The sequence below is a fragment of the Arthrobacter liuii genome (genome assembly GCF_014639275.1).
Taxonomy (GTDB): Bacteria; Actinomycetota; Actinomycetes; order Actinomycetales; family Micrococcaceae; genus Arthrobacter; species Arthrobacter liuii.
Window position 1 is genome coordinate 116,154 of the sequence record NZ_BMFW01000006.1, and the last position, 17,910, is coordinate 134,063.

Below are 17,910 nucleotides of genomic sequence, written 5' to 3' on the forward strand. Positions count from 1 at the left end.
GGAAGCCACGCCGGCGGCTAGTCGCGCCCCGCTCCCGGCGTGCGTGGCAGCAGGAGTTGTCCCGCAAGGCCAAGCCGCCGCACTGTGGAAACGTCTCCCAGGTAGGCTGTTGCGATTGCGTTGGCAATGCTTGGAAGAGCCGCAGCGTCGTTGTAGACCAGGAACAGGGGTTCGAAGCGTGGAGCGAACTTGTTTTTGAAGGTTAGTAACGAGCGGAATCCGTAGACAGGTTCCAGCCGGCTTCCACACCAGTCCAGCACGTGTGCCAGAGGCGAATCGTAGGAGCCGGCGTCGCCATTCTGCAGGGAACCTGCGAGGGGTGCTCCTGACAGGCTGACGTAGCTGTAGCCCTCGTCCCTGAGTGCCAGGGCGGCGGAGGCGATGAGCAGTTCCGTACTGTTTGGAAATCCGTTCGTGCGTCGGCGCATGAGATCCAGTGTCCAGCCAACGATCTTGCCGTTGCAGTACGACGGGAGCCAGGAAGTAATGCCATGCACCGTCCGGTCCGCGTCCAGTGCCACCAGGCATCGGACCTCTGGGTCCTGCAGTTCGGTAAGGCCACCCAGGGTGAAGCCCAGTTCGGGCAATTTCTTGTCGGCTACCCATTCCTTGGATATCTCGTCGATTTGTTGCCGGATCTCCAAGGGTGCCTCAGTGTAGTTGACCCATTCGACGTGGATTCCTTCTTTGCGGGCCCGGTTCATATTTGTGCGGATGTGCTGAAATTGTCGTCCAGCGAAGGTGAGTGCGGCCAGGGGGAGGATTGTCTGGAGGGCGACTTCAATTGAGCTCCAGCCTTGCGCTGCGGCTTCATCCCGGAGGGTCTGGTCTGCAGAGTAGAAACAGGGCGTCCAGCCGTTGTCATCACAGAAGCGGGCGAACCCTGCCACGCACGTCCGGTAGTCGGCTGCCGGGCCCACGGGTGAGCCCAGCGCCAGGGCCACGCCGGAGTTGACCCGGTAGGCGACATAGCCTTTGCCATCGGGTGTAAACCAGTAGCGGTTCCCCGGCCAGGTGGTCATCCAGGAGAGGGGGTTGCCAGTCCCGGAGCGAAGTATGTTCCGCACTCTCGAGGGGTCCGGGGCGTGCGGGCTGGGCGGCGTCTGCAGGAAGGAGTGGAGCACAAGTGCGCCGGTCATCGCCCAAAAGACGATCCCGATACCTTCATAAAGCATGACGGCCGGCGTGCTCTGGGGGAAGATCGCAGGCGGGATGTCAAGGGTGTATCCCAGCGGCAGGAATCGATCGGGCACGTCTGTCAGGAGCTGACCCGGCGAGGGAACCGGTGTGAAGCCGCCGGACAATGCCACCCCGGCTCCAACGTAGACGGCTGCGAGCACGGCGCCAAGCAGAAGGACCCTGCGGCCAAGCCTGGCGTAAGTGCCCGTTGTCGCGCGGGCAGGGAAAAGATCGCGGAATCCGAGGACGAGCAGGAACATCACGCCTGGCAGCAGCAGCGGCACCACGAGACCCAACTTGTTGTGCAGATGGCTTAGGTTTTGGAAGTCCATGTTTTCGTCCTGCAGCGTCCCGAGGACCCCTGGCCAGACCACTCCGGCGACGTGCATGGCGGCCAGAACCGCCGTGCTCCCTAAGACAACCAGAGCGGACCACCACGCGAAATGGCGTCCGCGGCGGAGTCCCTCGGCGATGAGCAGCAGCAGAAAGGAGGGAAGAATGGCCATGAATATGCCCCCTGCTCCCGCCCGGAGCTGAAGGAGCATCATTTGGCATTCGGCGGACCTTGGCCCCGAGGTACAGGCGCTCTTGAGCGCCTGGGGATCGACCGGCTGAATATCGGTGAACAGGAGATGGAGCACCGAGAGTGGGCCGGGAGCATGCCGCGACAGCCCGGCGATCACCGGCCCGATCGCGAAGGCAGCTACTGCCAGTGCCACCAGAACCCGTACTTCCCGGCGTGACACCCGGGGCCAGGCCAACGCTGGCCGGCGGCCTAGCAAGAATGGACCCAGGAACATTCCCGCTGCAGCGGAGAACATCCTCACGAGGTCGGCATAGGATCCCTCAAATAGCACGAGAAGCAACAGCAATGTGCACACCGCCATCCGCAGGCGGCGCCGCCACAGTACCGGCATCGTCGCGGACGCAGCCATTGATACCCCACAGAGGGCCGCTGTGGGACCCAGGTACCGGTCCGGCATCAGGACCACCGGCCAAGAGCCCGTCGTGGAGTGCATCGCCCAAACTGCTGCCGATGCCCCCATGATGCCCATGATCTGGCTGGCAGCCATCGCTCCGGCAAAGCGGGCAGATCCCAGCCGCCGCTCCAAAAGAAGCCCTGCCAGCAGGACCGCAACTGTCGCGGCGACATAGTAGAGGGGCGTTGGCAGCCAAAAGGCTGAGGTCGCCACAGACCAGGGCCGTAAGAAGAGTGACGACGGGGCTGCTGCTACCGACCCGAGGCCGCCCGGGACGGGCACGCGAAGTACATGAAGGACCTGCGTCACGCCCGTAACAGCCCAAAGCAGGGCAACGTAGCCGAGCGTGACAGGTGCTGTCCGAAGCCTTGGGACCAGCCACCCGGCGAAGGACCGCAAATGGGCCAGGTATCGGCCGGGCAACGCCCAGACCGGCATGCGATCCCGGCCCGTGGACCCCTGCGTACCAGTCATCGCGCGGAAAGGCCGAAGCGTTGGAACAGCAGTGGAAGGCCCATCTTCAGCCCGTAATCTACGGCGTCCCCGCGGTGGCCAACTGCGTCCCCGGTGAAGCGGTAGGTGGTCATGCCCGCCGCCTTGGCATCTGCAGCTGCGGCGGTTACCTGCGGCGTGTAGGTGTTGTCCAGGGTGCCGCTCGTGAAAATTGCCTCCAGGTCGGTGTATGTGTGGGCCTTGAGGATGTTGGCCGGTTCTTCCGCACTGAAGTTGGCTTCGTTGCCGCGGAAGATGGTCTTGACGGTGTCCTGGACGCTGCCGCTGACTGGTTCGAGCTCACCGGATATGTCAAGAAGTGAGCCGAAGAGCTCTGGTCTTTTGGCAGCGAAGGACAGGGCGCACTCGCCGCCATTTGAGTAGCCCGCTACGGCCCAACTGTCCCGGCTGGGTGAGACGTTGAGGCTGCTGCGGACGAAATTGACGACGTCGGTGGTGACGTATGAGTACACATTGCCGCTTGGAGAATCGACACACACGGGGTTCTGGTAGGGACTGCCCAACTGGTCCACAGTGAGGAGGAGCGGGGCGAGGCCATGGTTCTTGGCGGCCATGGCGTTCAGGCGGGCGACGGCGTACTGGTTCTGGTCCGGCCCTCCAGGCTGGCCCATCATCATGATGATTATGGGTAATTGCGGTGGCTTGGCGACCAAGGCTGCCGGGGGAAGATACAGGTAAGCGTGTCTGGCCTGGAACCCGGAGACTGTGGCGGGGATTGCAACGGGCCCGCTCCGCCCCGTGGCCGGCATCCCCGACGGCGGCTTCCAGGTTTGCCATAACGGCGCCGTGCCTGCTTCCGCCGGGGCTGGAATCTGCTTGGGGAGTTGCAAAAAGCGGCCTGTGTTGACCCCGAGGAGGGAACCAAGGGTGGGATTAAGCCTGTAGTCGGCGTTAACTCCAAGGATGGCCGTGGCGAGAAAGACCGGAACGGACACCACGGCCAGGATCTTCCGCCACCATCGTGAGCGCCACAAATTCACCAAGGCCAATGCGACGGCGGTAAAGGCCAGAATGACCCACGTTCGGGTATCCCCGTCCAATGGAATACCGAAGATGTTCAGCCAGCCCTCGCAGATAACCAAAACCAGTATTCCGACGCATGCCCCCGCAGCCAAGGCAAGCAGGCTCGTACGGAGCCGCATGCGACGAAAGGTTTGGGAGCCGCGCAAGGCCGGGCCCGGATTGCTAACAGCCGTACGTTCGCTTCGGTCCCGACGTGGCAAGAGAATCGGGCGCCAGACCAGATAGATGATTGCCAGAATACTCGCCGCGTCGAAGGCGTACCGCAGTGGCTCCTGAAGGATATTCAACTTGAGTAAAGCGTCCATCTCACTCCCTGTCCCCAGACCGACCAGCAAAACATTGCTCCGGCATGGCACGGGATCGTATGGTGCCGGGCTGCAACGGACGCCGGGCGTACGTCAGCCGTGTGACGAGCTTGAGGCCTTCCGCGGGCAAGTTTTTCACCTCTCCACCGACCTCCAAGGCTTTTTCCTGACTCATGCCCTGGTTGCTTGGTCTCTGGCCTCCAGCTCCGTCGCCACGCACCGGGCTCTAGAAATGAGGTTACGGTCGTGGTCGGGAGTCAGGCACCAGTAGCGAGTACTCGCATTTACCCTGCATCCCCCAATCCCTGGGTAAGTACCGGGATTCGGGACGCTGATCCTTGGGTAGGGACAGGGATTCCATCCCTGTCCCGCACCCCTGCACCACCGAGCTGGGAAGAGGCAAAATCCACCTGCTGCTTCAGTGACGCCATCACATGCCAGTCCCCGACGGGCAGGTCATGCCTCGCCGGTGGGGACGCCCGACGTCACTAGGACCGGTCGAAAAACGCTATCGTGTGGTTCGGGCTGCCGGGCCAAGTCGGTCCGCTTTGCACTATGACGCTGAGAATTTGGCATCTCCGGAACCGAAATCCGGACAGAGCCGCCGGAAGCCAAGACCGCGCCGACCGGAGTGGGAACGCCAGACTCCCCTTGATGGCGTTATTGGCAGGCGGCGAAGGGGCGAGGGCTAATTGGGCCGGGAGTTCGGATCCGACGGCACGGTGCCGTCGGATCCCGGCGTTGTTGCCAGGTAACCGGCCCCGTTTTTGGCGGCGTTAGTAATCTCCACTCCCTGCTGCCCGGAACCCAGATCGTAAGCAAGAAGCACCGGCCATGCTTGCTCCGGGGAGGTCCCGTACCCCGTGCTGAGGGAATCACCGATGATCACGATGCGTTTTGGCGCCCGCTGTTCCGGGCTCGGGGACGCGGCCTGGACGGATATGTTCTGCTGGTGTGTCTTTGAGGCCATGGCGTGGCCAGTGGCGGGCACAGCGGGTGAGGGCGACGGCGAGGGCCGGCGCACAAAGGGCGGCCACGGAAATTAACCCACGGCGTAAGCCGGCGGTCATCCGCGTCCGAATAAATCTCAAGGTTCGCTAAAGACGCCGTGGATACCCTTGTGTTGGTTTGGTAAGGGGGTCTACGGTCTGGGCTAGTTGATTCCGCTATCCTGGGCGGCGGATGAGAGCTCAAGTTGGAAGTCAAAACAGCCCAGCCGGAGCTGGTGTCCAGCAGCCCTACCGTGAAGATTAAACGTTGTGCGACAACATTGGCTCCCGCGGTGCTTGCCGCTCTTATCGTGGCAGGAGGCGTGGTCTGGTCTCCCCCGGCGTCGGCCGATCCGGTCTACGGCACCCAGAGCTTCACCTACACCGGTGTCTCCAACCCGCCCACATCGGATAAACCGCAGAGCAAGCTGTGGTGGAATGACGGGTCGTGGTGGGCGGATATGTGGACCACCGGAAGTGGCTGGCACATCTACCGGCTCGACAGGGCCGCGCACAGCTGGGTGGATACAGGGGTGTTGAATGATGCGCGCGGCAGCACCTTGGCCGACACCCTCTGGGATGGGACACATCTCTACATCGCCTCGCACGTTGTTGGTGTCTCGACCAACGCCAACCCTGTACCGTCGGTTGCCGGCCAGCCCGCTTACCTCTACCGGTACAGCTACTCCGGTGGCAAGTACACGCTGGACGCTGGGTTCCCCACGGTCATCACGGACAACAGCAGTGAGTCGATGACCATCGACGAGGACAGCACGGGCGCCATCTGGGCAACGTGGACGCAGGTGGCGGCCGACAACACCAGCGGATTCACCAACACGGTTTACGCGAACAACTCGGCACCCGGGGGCACCAGCTGGGCTTCGCCGTTCGTCCTGCCGGTCTCCAACCCGCACCCCTCTCCCGACGACATCGCCGCCGTCGTGTCCTACGGCAAAAACAAGATCGGGGTGATGTGGAGTGACCAGCTCACCGGCACCATCTGGTGGGCCACCCGAACGGACGGGACCTCCGCCACCGCACCATCTTCCTGGAACTTTCAGCCGGCCATCAGGGGCAGTGGGCAGGCCGATGACCATCTGAACGTCAAATCCCTGCAGTCGGATCCCAGCGGCCGGGTTTTTGCCGCTGTGAAGACAAGCCTCAACGACATATCCTCGGATCCGACACTGCCGCAGCTTTTGCTGCTCGTCTTCAAGCCGGGCACGGGGTCCTTCACCCAATCGACCATCTCCACCGCCGGTGACTGCGTCACCCGCCCGCAAATCGTGCTGGACACCCAAAACAACCTCGTCCACGCCTTCCAAACAGCCCCGCCAACCTCAGTGAGCAGCTGCGCGTACTCCGGGGTTGCCGGCAGCATCTACGAGAAGACTGCGTCCATGGACAACCCAACCTTCGGGGCCGGCCGCGGAAACCCCATCATGCAGGCAGCGTCCTCCTCGAACATCAATGACGTTACCACCAGCAAACAGGGCGTCAATGCCACAACAGGTATCGTCATGTTGGCCAGCGACGACGTCGCCAAATCCTACTGGTTCTCGGACGAGCCCCTAACGTCCGGCAACCCCACCCCCGTAGCGTCGTTTACTGCTACCCCAAACTCCGGCACAGTGCCGCTGTCTGTGGCATTCAAGGACACCTCTACGGGAACACCGACCTCATGGTCCTGGAACTTTGGCGACGGCACGGCGGCCTCCACCGTACAGGACCCGACACATACGTATTCCGCTGCAGCGACCTACACCGCAACATTGACGGCCACGTACGGCACTGGTTCAACTGAGTCCGCCTCCTCCACCATCACAGTCCTGACGCTCGCGCAGGCGATGGATGCCAAGGCCGCTCAATGGAATTTAGGGGCGCCCGTCGGCGACGTGGCGGCAATCCGTGATGGTGGCTATTACCGCAACTACCAGTCAGGTGCCATAATCTCGGCGCCCACGCACAACCTGTTCGTCTCCCATGGCGCCATCCGCAGCGAATGGGCAGCGCTCAACTTCGAAAACGGCCTGATGGGTTATCCGACTACAGACGAGGTCGGCGGCCTGGTGAACGGCGGGGTGTACCAAAACTACGAGGGTGGGGCCATTATCTGGACCCCAGCCACCGGCCCTCACGAGTCCTTCGGCTCGATCCGGTCAGAGTGGCAGGCCCTGGGCTTCGAGGGCGGCGTCCTGGCATACCCGACCAGCGAAGTAGTCACCGGCCTGATCAACGGGGGCTCCTACCAGAACTACCAGGGCGGAGCCATCGTGTCCTCCCCGGCTTCCGGTACACACGAGTCATATGGGGCCATCCGCACGGCCTGGATGTCCACAGGTTTTGAGCGGGGCGCCCTTGGCTACCCGACCAGCGAGATCTACTCTGTGCCCAATGGAACAGCACAGGACTTCCAGGGCGGCCGCATCAACGACGTCAATGGAACTACGACCATCGCCTATTCGACTGGATCAAGCACCCCGCCAGCCTGATAGTCGCGGCTACCCCACGTTTGATCGGTTCCGGCCAGTTTAAGATCGTTCGCCCTGCCCAAACTACCCATCAGCCGCCAACCCGAGGATGCCGGCTGCCCGCACGGCAGCGTCTGTCAGTGGGTGGCTGGGATGCCGATCGCAGCAGGAGAACCTCTGACTTCCCGGTCTTCCCAGGCCGGCTCCAAGGCAAGGTCAATATCAGGCCGGAATGGAGGGAAATCCACAGACATTTCAGCGGCGTCCAGCAGCCGGCCAGGAGGACGGTCCTTGGTAAAGGCGCCGTGCCTGCTTCTTCCGGGGCTGGATTCTGCTTGCGGGATTGCGGAAAGCGGCCTGTGTCCACGTCCTCCCTGACCCGGTCCAGAGCAGTCAGCGACCCGCTCCTGCTAGGCACCAGTAGGCAGTACTCGCACATATCCCATCGGCCCCAAATCCGTAGGTAAGCACAGGGATTTGGGCGTGCAATCACGTCTAGGGATAAGGAATAGGCTGCACCCTCCACCGCTCAGCCTTCGCCGCCGTCCCCGCGACCCCCGCCAGGTCCGCCTGACCCCCGCCACAGGCAGGCATCCACGTCGAACGGGAGCAGCTGGTCCTGCTGGGCCATCAGGTTCGCGCCGTGCGCCGTGACGCGCCGCATGAAGTGGCGCCGGCACAGTGTTTCGTATCCCACCAAGGGCACATGTCCTGCCTCCGGAGCGGCGGCCTCCACCACCATGTCCACATCGCCCACCACCACCTGCGCGCCCTCGGTGACCATGACGCCGTCGACCGTCCTGGCGTTATGCGTGGCCCGCCGCCCGCACCAGCACAGCGCCTCCACCTGCAGCACCTGCACCCGGTCGGCGAGCTCAATAAGCCGTTGAGAACCCGGGAACAGCCGCGTCCGGAAGTCGGCGGTGATGCCGAACGCAAAGACGTCAACGTCGATCTCGTCCACCACCTTGGCCAGCTGTTCCACCTGCTCCGGAGTGTAGAACTGGGCCTCGTCGCAGATCAGGTAGTCCACGCGCCGGCCCTGGGTGCGGCGGAGCATGACCTCCTCCCAGAAGTCTGTGGTGTCCAGCACCTCCACAGCGTCCGTCTCCAGGCCCAGGCGGCTGGAGATCCGGGACTCGCCGGCGCGGTCGTTGCGGCTGAACCGCACCCCACCGCGCCCGCGGGCCCGGTGGTTATAGTCCATCTGCAGGGCCAGGGTGGACTTTCCGCAGTCCATGGTGCCGGAGAAAAAGATGAGCTCAGCCATGCCGGCGGTTCCTTCCTTCGGCCGTGAAGCAGAGCAGGGGGACCTCCCGCTCGGCCTTCGTCAGGGAACCATGCTGGCCCACCACCTCCATGGCAGTAGGCCGCATCCGCCGGCCGTCATAAAAGGCGACGGCGTCACGGGCCGCGATCATCAGGTCACCAATCCTGCCCTCAACAGCGGGCCGGACGTCACCAAAGAGGCCGGCGGCGATGGCTTCTCCACGGGTGAAGGCCCAGATCCGGTCACCGAACCGCGCCTTCCAGGCGGCAAGCAGCCGTTCCCGGCCACCTGCGCCGGCCGCCGTCTGGGCTGGTTCCAGGTAGAGGTGCACCATCCGCGGCTCACCGGCAGTGTGGCGGACGCCAGCCACCAGGTCCGGGTCGGTGGAGAAATCGATCCGCTGCGGTTCGGGCACGTCCAGCATGCCGTGGTCCGCGGTAAGCAGGATGGTGGTGCCTGCGGGAAGGGAGGAGTTGAGCCGCTTCACCGTGGCATCGAGCTCTTCGAGCTGGTGTTCCCACTGCTCGGAGCGGCAGCCGTAGCGGTGGCCGGCCTTGTCCAGATCGTTGACGTAGAAATACATGAGGGACGGGCCGGGGGCCGCCATGGCGTCGGCAGCCGCCGCAGTGCGGGCGTGCGCGGTTGTCCCCGGAACGAACCTGCCTCCGCGCAGGGCAGCCCGGGTCATGGGAGAGCCGTCGAACTGGGCGAGGCTGACTGTGGTTACGTCCACTTCGTCGGCGATCCGCTCAAACACCGTGGGGAAAGGCTGCCAGGTGGACGGGTCAACGCCTGGATCCCAGTTTCCCAACAGGTTGACCACCTTGTCCTGGTCCGGGTCCAGGACGTCGTAGCCAACCATGCCGTGCTGGCCCGCAGGAAGTCCGGTGCCAAAGCTGGACAGTGCCGCTGCGGTGGTGGAGGGGAAAGCGGAGTCCAGCCAGACAGGGACGCCGCCCTGCCCGGCCTGCACCACCGAACGCAGGAAGGGCGTGTGCGCAGCCTTTTGCTTCAGGAGGTTCCTGCCCAGGCCGTCCGCGAGGACCACGCAGACCCTTGAGGCGGCCGGGAATCCCAGGGTATTGGTGAACCCCTCCACGCCCAGGCTGGCCGCTGCACTGGTGAGGACTTCGGCGATGGAACGGTGCCCGTAGGCGGGGGCGGGCGGAACGTCGGGAAGGTGTCCGGAGGCTGCTGGGGCTTGAAGGGCGTGGCGGCGGTCTTCCGGCATCTCAGCGCTGCTGGTGCCCGCGGCTGAGCCGGTTGCCGAACACTCCGGAGCGGGGCCGGGGCGCCATGGACTGGGCGTGGGACGCGGGAGCAGCGGAACCGGTGTTGACCGCCCGCAGGGCCCTGGCGAACAGTTTGGCGTCCTGCACAGCCTGCAGCCCGTCCGCCTCGGCGCTGATGCGAAGCACGATGTCTTCCTGCGCGATGGTTCCGGTGTAACCGTGGTCCGCTTCACACTGCGGGTCGCCGCAGCTGGCGGGACCCATGTCCAGTCGCTGGCCGCCGGACCACGCAATGGACAGGGTGAGTTCGCGGACCGGGTCGGAGGGCTTGTAGTTCTGCGGCTGGGCGTACATGTAGCTGAGGACCACCGACCGGATCTGTGCCACGGGAACGGACTCGGTGGAGATCTGGGCGACGATCTGTTCGCCGGCCTCGTCCAGCTGCTGGTCGTCCACGTGGGTGATCACCAGCATGTCCGCGGTGAGGACGAGCACAGTGATGTGGCGGCGCACCTCTGCCCGGTCGAAATGGGTCTCCAGGTGGACCAGGTGGGCCACGCAGTCCCGGCCGTCCAGTGCGTCGTCGACGACGTCCGAGACCAGGGGCGGGTAGAACCCTGCCTTTTGCAGCGCGTCCTCCAGGCTCTGGCCCTGGGCTCCGTGGTTGTGTGAGCTGTGTTGTCGGACTGCCTGGTTTTCATTGCCGGGTGTTTCGGGCGCCGAAGCGGGAGGCTGGAAGCTCATTCCCCCATTTTCACAGATCGTCCGGTCACTTGCTAACCGCATCAGCCCAGCATTGCCCTGCGGGCACTGTCGGTACGTTGGGCGGCATTGCCGATGCGCACGTCAGCGGCGAGGATAGTGGCCCCGGCGGGGCCGCACAAAACAGGGTTGAATTCCACCAGTGCGATTTCCGGGTGGTTGTCCTTCATCCAGGCCAGCCTGCCGGCGAGGTCTTCCAGCGCCGCCACGTCGACGGCGGGCAGGCCCTGGTAGCCGAAGAGCTTCCGGGACGCCCGGGGCGCCCTGATGAAATCGTGGACGTCCGCCTCGTAGAGCGGGGGAACCCGGTGCGACCAGTCGTCCAGGAGGTTCACGGCGTCGCCGGCGAGTCCGAAGGAGATGACCGGACCCAGCAGCGGATCCTCGATGGCCCGGAACGTGCAGGCCTGTCCCACCGGGGCCATGGCCTGCACTTCGAGCGCCGGGTCTCCGTAGGCGGCGAGCGCGCGCCGCATCTGCAGCACGTTCAGGCGCAGCGACTCCGCGTCCTCGATGCCAAGCCGCACCCCGCCGAGGTCCAGCCGGTGCCGGAGGGAGGGCACGGTGGTCTTCAGCACCACCGGCCAGCCCAGTGCGTCTGCCGCTGCCACCGCCTCATCAGGGGTGGTAAACGGTGCCGACGGCAGCACGGAAATGCCGTAATGGCCCAGCAGGGAAGCCGTTGCCGCCGGGTCCAGTTGCTTGAGTTGCTCGCCCGTGACGTCGCGCAGCAGTTCGTCGAGCCCTGCCGCTGCCTGCCGGGGGTCGCAGCCGGCGGGTTCCACGAACTGCCCCTGGTCGCGCGCTGCCCACGCGGCGTACCGCACGACGGCGGAGAGGGCGGCCACGGCGGCGCCGGGGTTTGAGAAGCAGGGGACGGTGCAGCCGTCCGTTCCCACCAGGCCTTCCACGTGGATGGCAGGGTCCAGGATGCCGGTGAAGGCAGCCACCACCGGCTTCCCCGCGCTGGCGGAGCATTCGGCCAGCACCTGCGCCACGGCGTCGGCGGTCAGCCCACGGGCCGGCAGCAGTGCGGCAACGGCGGCGTGCACTGCGTCCGAAGCCAGGGCGTCGAGGAGGGCCTTCCGCAGTGCGGGCAACGCCACGGACTGGCCTGCGTCGAGGTCGAGTCCGGAAACCACCTGCGCCACTCCCAGGCCGTGCGCCGCTGCGCTGTCCGCCACCACGTTGCCCAGCGCCTGGGAGTTGCTGAAGATGGCGACGTCGTGCCCGGCGGGAAGCGGCTGGCCTGAGACCACCTGGGCCACGTCCATCAGCTGTTCCACGGTTTCGACGCGGATCACGCCTGACTGGCGCAGCATGGCGTCCAGCGCGCCGGCCGGCGCCTGCGTGGTCCGGACGGCATGTCCCGGGGGGAGTCGAAGCCCCATGGTGTCCGATTTGGCGACGATGACCGGCTTGGTGCGGGCCAGCCGGCGGGCGATGCGGGAGAACTTGCGCGGGTTGCCGATGGACTCCAGGTACAGGCCCACCGCCGAGGTGTCGGCGTCGTCCTCCCAGTACTGCATCATGTCGTTGCCGGAAACATCCGCCCTGTTGCCCGCCGAGAGGAGGCTTGACACTCCCACCCGGCGCCGGCTGGAGGCGGCGTAGAGCGAGACGCCGATAGCCGCGGACTGGCTGAACAGGCCAAGGCCGCCGCGCAGCGGCATGGTGGGCGCCATGGAGGCGTTCAGTGATACGTCCGGATGGGTGTTGGCGATGCCCAGCGACGCCGGCCCGATCACCCGCATCCCGTTCGCCCTGGCCTGGCGCACCAGGGCGCGCTGCCGCAGCAGGCCGCGTTCGCCGTCGTCCCCGAAGCCCGCCGACGCGATCACCACGCCTTTGACGCCTGCCGCCGCGCACTCTTCCACCACGCCGGCAACCTCTTCGTAGGGCACGGCGATGATAGCCAGCTGGACGGGCTCGGGAACCTCCGAGAGCTTGCCGTAGGACATCATGCCCGCCAGCTCCAGCGCCTCGGGGTTGATGGCATAGACCGAGCCGCGGAAACCGCCCTCGATGATGTGCTCCAGCAGCTGGTACCCCACGGTCCCCCACTTGCGGCTGGCACCGATCACGGCAACGGACGACGGCGCCAGCAGGTCCCGGACGCTCCTCGCCTCGGCACGGTGTTCGCGGGATTCCATCACCGCGCGGGACTTTTCGGTGGGGTCGACGTTGAACTCGAGGCTGACCACGCCGTCATCGAAATGGCGTTTGACGTCATAGCCGGCGTCGGAGAAGACCATCAGCATCTTGCGGTTCTCCGGCAGCACCTCTGCCGTGAACTTCCGGATCCCGTTTTCGTGCGCGGCGGCGGCGAGGTGCTCCAGCAGGATGGATCCGATGCCCCTCCCCTGGTGGGCGTCCGCAATGTTGAAGGCCACCTCTGCCTCGGTGGGATCGGCAAGCCGGTCGTAGCGGCCGATGCCGATGATTTCGCCATGGATGGTGATGACGAAGGCCACCCGGTCCTTGTAGTCCACTTCGGTGAAGCGCTTGAGCTCCTTGGCGGACAACCTGGCCTTGAACGCGAAAAAGCGCATGTAGATTGAATTCTGCGACTGCCCGGTATGGAAGGCCTGGACAGCGTCCGCATCCGACGGGTGGATGGGGCGAAGGTGCGCCGTTCCGCCGTCGCGCAGGACGACATCGGCTTCCCAATGTTCCGGATATTCGCCGTCCCCGGGCTGATCCACCATAGGCTTAGCCTAGCCAAAAACTAACGCAGCACACCCCAAAGGCTGCGCAGGAACCCCCGAAGGATTCACCAAACCCATGGCCCGCCGCCAAAGTTCAAAGCCCATCGTGGACGACAGCTACACGGAAAACATCGTCGATATCGATGTGACGTCCGAAATGCAGGGCTCCTTCCTGGAGTACGCGTACTCGGTGATCTACTCCCGGGCCCTTCCCGATGCCCGGGACGGACTCAAGCCGGTACAGCGCCGGATCCTGTACATGATGAGCGACATGGGCCTGCGCCCGGACCGCGGCCACGTCAAGAGCGCCCGCGTGGTGGGCGAGGTCATGGGCAAGCTGCACCCGCACGGTGATGCCGCCATCTACGACGCCATGGTGCGCATGGCGCAGGACTTCTCGCTGCGGCTGCCGCTGATTGACGGGCACGGCAACTTCGGCTCGCTCGACGACGGCCCGGCAGCACCGCGGTACACGGAAGCCAGGCTTGCTCCCGCCGCGCTCACGCTCACCAGCCACCTCGACGAAGATGTGGTGGACTTCGTTCCCAACTACGACAACCAGCTGACCCAGCCGGACGTCCTGCCCGCCGCCTTCCCCAACCTGCTGGTCAACGGCGCCACCGGCATCGCCGTCGGCATGGCCACCAACATGGCCCCGCACAACCTGGTGGAAGTGATCTCCGCGGCCCGGCACCTGATCGCGCACCCCGACGCAACGCTGGATGACCTCATGCGGTTCGTTCCGGGCCCGGACCTGCCGAGCGGCGGCCGGATCGTGGGCCTGGACGGCATCCGCGATGCGTACGCCACTGGCCGGGGATCCTTCAAGACCCGGGCCAAGGTGGAGGTCGAACAGCTCTCCGCGCGCCGCACCGGCCTGGTGGTCACCGAGCTGCCGTACATGGTGGGCCCGGAAAAGGTGATCGAAAAGATCAAGGATGCAGTCAACGCCAAGAAGTTGACCGGCATCAGCGACATCGTTGACCTGACGGACCGCAAGCACGGACTGCGGCTGGTGATCGAGCTCAAGAACGGCTTCAACCCGAACGCGGTCCTGCAGCAGCTCTACCGGTACACGCCGATGGAGGATTCCTTCGGCATCAACAACGTCACGCTGGTGGACGGCCAGCCGCAGACGCTGGGCCTGGTGGACCTGTTGAGCGTCTACGTCAACCACCGCATCAACGTTGTGCGGCGCCGGACCTCCTTCCGGCTTGGCAAGAAGAAGGACCGCCTGCACATGGTGGAGGGCCTCCTCATCGCCATCGTTGACATCGACGAGGTCATCCAGATCATCCGGTCCTCGGACGAGGCCGCCGCAGCCCGTGAACGGCTGATGTCCATCTACGACCTCACCGAGATCCAGGCCAACTACATCCTGGAACTGCGGCTCCGCCAGCTGACCAAGTATTCCCGGATCGAACTGGAGAAGGAACAGGACGAGCTCCGCCGTGAGATCGCTGACCTTGAGGCCATCCTGAACTCGGAGGAGCTCCTCCGCACCGTGGTGTCGGACGAGCTGGGCGCGATTGCCGAGGAACACGGCACCCCCCGCCGCACCGTGCTTCTGGAGTCCGAAGCGGTGTCCCCCACCGTGGCCGCCGCCGAGCTTGTGGGGGCGAACGGCAAGAAGGGCAAGGCCGCGCCCCTGTCCCTGGAAATCGCCGACGACCCCTGCTGGGCAATCCTCACCGCGTCCGGGCAGGTGGCCCGCACCAGCAACCAGGAGCCACTGGCCGAGGCTGGGCCGCGGAGCAAGCATGACGTGTACCTGTCGGTGGTAAAGACCTCGGCCCGCGCCGAAATCGCGGCGGTCACCTCGCTGGGCCGCATGCTCCGGCTCCAGGTCATGGACATGCCCGTGGTGCCTCCGGTTTCCGGCCTGCCGAACCTGGTGGGCGGCGTTCCTGCCAAGGAGTTCCTCACCCTGGTGAAGGGTGAAACCCTGGTGGCGTTCGTGCGCCTTGACGAGGTGCTGGCCATCGGCACCGCCCAGGGCGTGGTGAAGCGCGTCCAGCCGGACTACCCGCTGAACCGGGAGGACTGGGAAGTCATCGCCCTCAAGGACAAGGACGTCGTGGTGGGAGTCGCTCCTGCCGGTGCGGATGACGCCGAACTGGTGTTCCTCACCCGGGAGGCCCAGCTGCTGAAGTTCCCCGCTGCCGCCGTCCGCCCCCAGGGGCGCACTGCCGGCGGCATGGCGGGGATCAAACTCGCGGCGGGTGACCAGGTGATCTTCTTCGGCGCCGTCCAGCCGAACGACGGGTCCGCCGTCGTCGTCACCATCGCCGGGACCAACGGCGCCCTGCCCGGCACCGCCCCCGGCACGGCCAAGGTAACCGCGTTCGCCGAGTATCCCGTCAAGGGCCGCGCCACCGCCGGGGTGCGGTCGCACCGGTTCCTCAAGGGCGAGGACATGCTGCTGCTGGCCTGGGCCGGGCACGGGCCGGCCAAGGCATCGTCGGCCGGCGGAGTGGCGCGCTCGCTGCCGCAGGAGCATGGCCGGCGCGACGGCTCCGGTGTCCCGCTCTCCCAGGCCGTGGATGCGGTGGGTCCGGCCATGGCGTGGCCGGACGGGCCGGCAGCGGCGGAATAGCGCCGGGGAACAGCGTAGGCGGGGGCACAGCGTAGGCGGGGGCACAGCGTTTGAGTGCGCCCGGTGCTCAGCCAGCTACGTCCCTGCGCCGGAAGCCCGCCACGGCGAGCGCAACCAGCACGGCAATGGTGGCTGTGGACACCAGCACGCTGTCCCAGGCAACGCCCTGCCTGAGGGGGTCGTGGGCGATGTACTGGAAGAACGGCGATACCTTCTGGATCCGGTCGAAGACGTCCACAAGCGGTGCCAGAGCGTTGACGATGTAGGCCAGGACCGCCAGCACGGCCGGAACTCCGCGGCTGAGACCGGTCCGGCCGGTGGCCGCTGAGAGCGCCAGGGCCAGGGAGCCGAAAACGACGCCCAGAAGTGCAAGGTGCAGCATGGCCGCAGCCACCTTGTCCGGCGGAAGGACAAGGTCCACCATGCTGCCCTCAAGCACCAGGGACACACCCATGACCGCGGCCAGCCCGAAGGTGCCCAGCACCATGGCGAGGAACTTGTCCACCACCACCCTGCCCCGGCCCACCGGGTTGGAAAGCAGCAGGTCCATGGTGTGCCGGTCCTCTTCCCCGCCAATGGCCCCCGCGCCGGCGCTGATGGCGTAGATCAGCACCGCAATGGGTCCCATGAAGGACAGGAGCTCCACCTGGATGTACCCGGTGGGAGTGGACATGTCGGCGCTGGAGGTGGCGAACAGGGAACGGAAGGCCTCCGGCATCTGCTCGATGAAGCCACTGATCGAGGGCTGGGACTGCACCGAAGGCCAAACGGCCGCGTACGTGGCCACGATGAGCGCCAGCGAGACTGCCCATGCAAGCAGCAACCGGCCCTGGTCCCTCAGCGTTTTCAGCAGGACGCTAGCCAGCATGCTGCGCCGCCGATCCGGCCGCACTAAGGGCTGTGCCGCCGGCCTGGTCCATCCCGTAGTAGCTCAGGAACGTCTCCTCCAGCGGGGCCTCGGAGCATTCGAAGTCCTCCACTTCCCGGGCGCTGACCAGCTTCAACAGGGCGTCCAGGGCTGACTGCGGTGCGTTGCAGCTCAGCGTGCGGCCTTCCACCAGCAGGTCCCGCACCCCGGGCAGGCCTGCGAAATCCTCTGCGGCGACGTCCCCGGCAAAGCGTGCCCGGACCCGGTGCAGGGAGCGCGCGGCAAGGTCCTGCAACCGCTCCACCGCCACCAGCTTTCCCCCGCGCACTACCCCGATCCGGTCTGCGACGCGTTCCACCTCGCCCAGGACATGGGAAGAGAACAGCACCGAGCCGCCGTCGGCAGTGTGTTCACGCAGGATTGAGTGGAAGACCTGCTGGACCAGCGGGTCGATCCCGCTGGTCGGCTCGTCCAGAACCAGCAGCCGGGGCCGGGACATCACCGCCAGGACGACGGCGAGCTTCTGCCGGTTCCCGCGCGACAGCGTGCGGGCCGGGCGATCCAGGTCCAGGTCCAGCCGCGCCGCGACCTCGGCCGCCCGGTTGGCGTCGTCCCGGTGCCGCAGGTGGGCGCAGTAGGCCACGTGCTGCCGGCCGGTGAGGCGGTCGTAAAGTGCCGGTTCCCCTGGCACGTAGCCCACCACCCGGTGGACTTCGCGGGACTGCCGCCACGCGTCGAGCCCCAGCACGGACGCTGTGCCGGACGTGGGCCGGAGCATCCCCATCAGGAGCCGTATCGTGGTGGTTTTGCCTGCCCCGTTCGGGCCCAGGTATCCGAACACCTCGCCCGGTCCAATGGTGAGGCTGACGCCGTCGAGCGCCGTGTTCCTGCCGAACTGCTTGGTCACGCCGGCGAGCTGCACCATGCTTTCCGCTCCCACTGGGGCTTCCGGGCTCATGCCGAAAGGCTAGCCGGGCGGCTGCGTGCGTCCCAGAGTCTTTTGGCCCGCACCGC

The 17,910-nt window shown here is 65.7% G+C and carries 12 protein-coding genes; 3 read left to right on the forward strand and 9 right to left on the reverse strand.

The features are described from left to right. Nucleotides 1-17: 17 nt before the first annotated feature. Nucleotides 18-1,898 (reverse strand): bifunctional lysylphosphatidylglycerol flippase/synthetase MprF, encoded by a 1,881-nt coding sequence (locus IEW19_RS09505; protein ID WP_229748404.1) that lies wholly within the window; start codon nt 1,896-1,898, stop codon nt 18-20. Nucleotides 1,899-2,052: 154 nt separating this feature from the next. Between IEW19_RS09505 and IEW19_RS23455 the strand changes: the two genes are divergently transcribed. After that, nucleotides 2,053-2,334: a hypothetical protein gene (locus IEW19_RS23455; protein ID WP_229748405.1), complete on the forward strand. Its 282-nt coding sequence runs from the start codon at nt 2,053-2,055 to the stop codon at nt 2,332-2,334. A 295-nt stretch (nt 2,335-2,629) separates the two neighbouring features. Here the strand turns inward: IEW19_RS23455 and IEW19_RS09510 are convergent, their stop codons facing one another. Together IEW19_RS09510 and IEW19_RS09515 are read right to left on the reverse strand one after the other, a co-directional pair. Then, nucleotides 2,630-3,814, reverse strand: coding sequence for an alpha/beta hydrolase (locus IEW19_RS09510; protein WP_188571388.1), 1,185 nt, complete (start codon nt 3,812-3,814; stop codon nt 2,630-2,632). 874 nt (nt 3,815-4,688) lie between these two features. Next, the gene (locus IEW19_RS09515; protein WP_188571389.1) at nt 4,689-4,970 is read right to left on the reverse strand and encodes an SGNH/GDSL hydrolase family protein; all 282 of its coding nucleotides are present in this window, start codon (nt 4,968-4,970) and stop codon (nt 4,689-4,691) included. A 312-nt stretch (nt 4,971-5,282) separates the two neighbouring features. On the opposite strand from IEW19_RS09515, the gene IEW19_RS09520 reads away from it, so the two are divergent. Next, a complete protein-coding gene (locus IEW19_RS09520; RefSeq protein WP_229748406.1) occupies nt 5,283-7,481 on the forward strand; it encodes a PKD domain-containing protein in 2,199 nt (732 codons plus the stop codon). A gap of 508 nt (nt 7,482-7,989) precedes the next feature. Here IEW19_RS09520 and IEW19_RS09525 read toward each other — a convergent pair. Genes IEW19_RS09525 through IEW19_RS09540 form a run of 4 tightly spaced genes read right to left on the reverse strand, consistent with a single transcriptional unit; the run spans nt 7,990 to nt 13,432 of the window. Then, nucleotides 7,990-8,730: a thymidine kinase gene (locus IEW19_RS09525; RefSeq protein WP_188571391.1), complete on the reverse strand. Its 741-nt coding sequence runs from the start codon at nt 8,728-8,730 to the stop codon at nt 7,990-7,992. Next, nucleotides 8,723-9,961 (reverse strand): alkaline phosphatase family protein, encoded by a 1,239-nt coding sequence (locus IEW19_RS09530; protein WP_188571392.1) that lies wholly within the window; start codon nt 9,959-9,961, stop codon nt 8,723-8,725. The genes IEW19_RS09525 and IEW19_RS09530 overlap by 8 nt, the downstream gene beginning before the upstream one ends. Nucleotide 9,962: 1 nt before the next feature. Beyond that, entirely contained in the window at nt 9,963-10,706 is a 744-nt protein-coding gene (locus tag IEW19_RS09535) for a DUF5998 family protein (protein WP_188571393.1), read from the reverse strand. Between the two features lie 41 nt (nt 10,707-10,747). Next, entirely contained in the window at nt 10,748-13,432 is a 2,685-nt protein-coding gene (locus IEW19_RS09540) for a bifunctional acetate--CoA ligase family protein/GNAT family N-acetyltransferase (protein WP_188571394.1), read from the reverse strand. Nucleotides 13,433-13,508: 76 nt separating this feature from the next. Between IEW19_RS09540 and IEW19_RS09545 the strand changes: the two genes are divergently transcribed. Next, nucleotides 13,509-16,028 carry a DNA gyrase/topoisomerase IV subunit A gene (locus IEW19_RS09545; protein WP_188571395.1) on the forward strand — a complete coding sequence of 840 codons (2,520 nt, stop codon included), beginning with the start codon at nt 13,509-13,511 and terminating at the stop codon, nt 16,026-16,028. Between the two features lie 67 nt (nt 16,029-16,095). Here IEW19_RS09545 and IEW19_RS09550 read toward each other — a convergent pair whose 3' ends face one another. After that, nucleotides 16,096-16,896 (reverse strand): ABC transporter permease subunit, encoded by an 801-nt coding sequence (locus IEW19_RS09550; RefSeq protein WP_188571396.1) that lies wholly within the window; start codon nt 16,894-16,896, stop codon nt 16,096-16,098. Continuing rightward, entirely contained in the window at nt 16,886-17,854 is a 969-nt protein-coding gene (locus IEW19_RS09555) for an ABC transporter ATP-binding protein (RefSeq protein WP_229748407.1), read from the reverse strand. The genes IEW19_RS09550 and IEW19_RS09555 overlap by 11 nt, the downstream gene beginning before the upstream one ends. Between the last annotated feature and the right edge of the window lie 56 nt (nt 17,855-17,910).

What these genes read in the sequence shown, in the direction of transcription:
- IEW19_RS09525 (WP_188571391.1), bottom strand. Translation starts at nt 8,730, where the DNA reads ATGGCTGAGCTCATCTTTTTCTCCGGCACCATGGACTGCGGAAAGTCC.
- IEW19_RS09540 (WP_188571394.1), bottom strand. Translation starts at nt 13,432, where the DNA reads ATGGTGGATCAGCCCGGGGACGGCGAATATCCGGAACATTGGGAAGCC.
- IEW19_RS09550 (WP_188571396.1), bottom strand. Translation starts at nt 16,896, where the DNA reads ATGCTGGCTAGCGTCCTGCTGAAAACGCTGAGGGACCAGGGCCGGTTG.
- IEW19_RS09510 (WP_188571388.1), bottom strand. Translation starts at nt 3,814, where the DNA reads ATGCGGCTCCGTACGAGCCTGCTTGCCTTGGCTGCGGGGGCATGCGTC.
- IEW19_RS09535 (WP_188571393.1), bottom strand. Translation starts at nt 10,706, where the DNA reads ATGAGCTTCCAGCCTCCCGCTTCGGCGCCCGAAACACCCGGCAATGAA.
- IEW19_RS09530 (WP_188571392.1), bottom strand. Translation starts at nt 9,961, where the DNA reads ATGCCGGAAGACCGCCGCCACGCCCTTCAAGCCCCAGCAGCCTCCGGA.
- IEW19_RS09555 (WP_229748407.1), bottom strand. Translation starts at nt 17,854, where the DNA reads ATGAGCCCGGAAGCCCCAGTGGGAGCGGAAAGCATGGTGCAGCTCGCC.
- IEW19_RS09545 (WP_188571395.1), top strand. Translation starts at nt 13,509, where the DNA reads ATGGCCCGCCGCCAAAGTTCAAAGCCCATCGTGGACGACAGCTACACG.
- IEW19_RS09515 (WP_188571389.1), bottom strand. Translation starts at nt 4,970, where the DNA reads ATGGCCTCAAAGACACACCAGCAGAACATATCCGTCCAGGCCGCGTCC.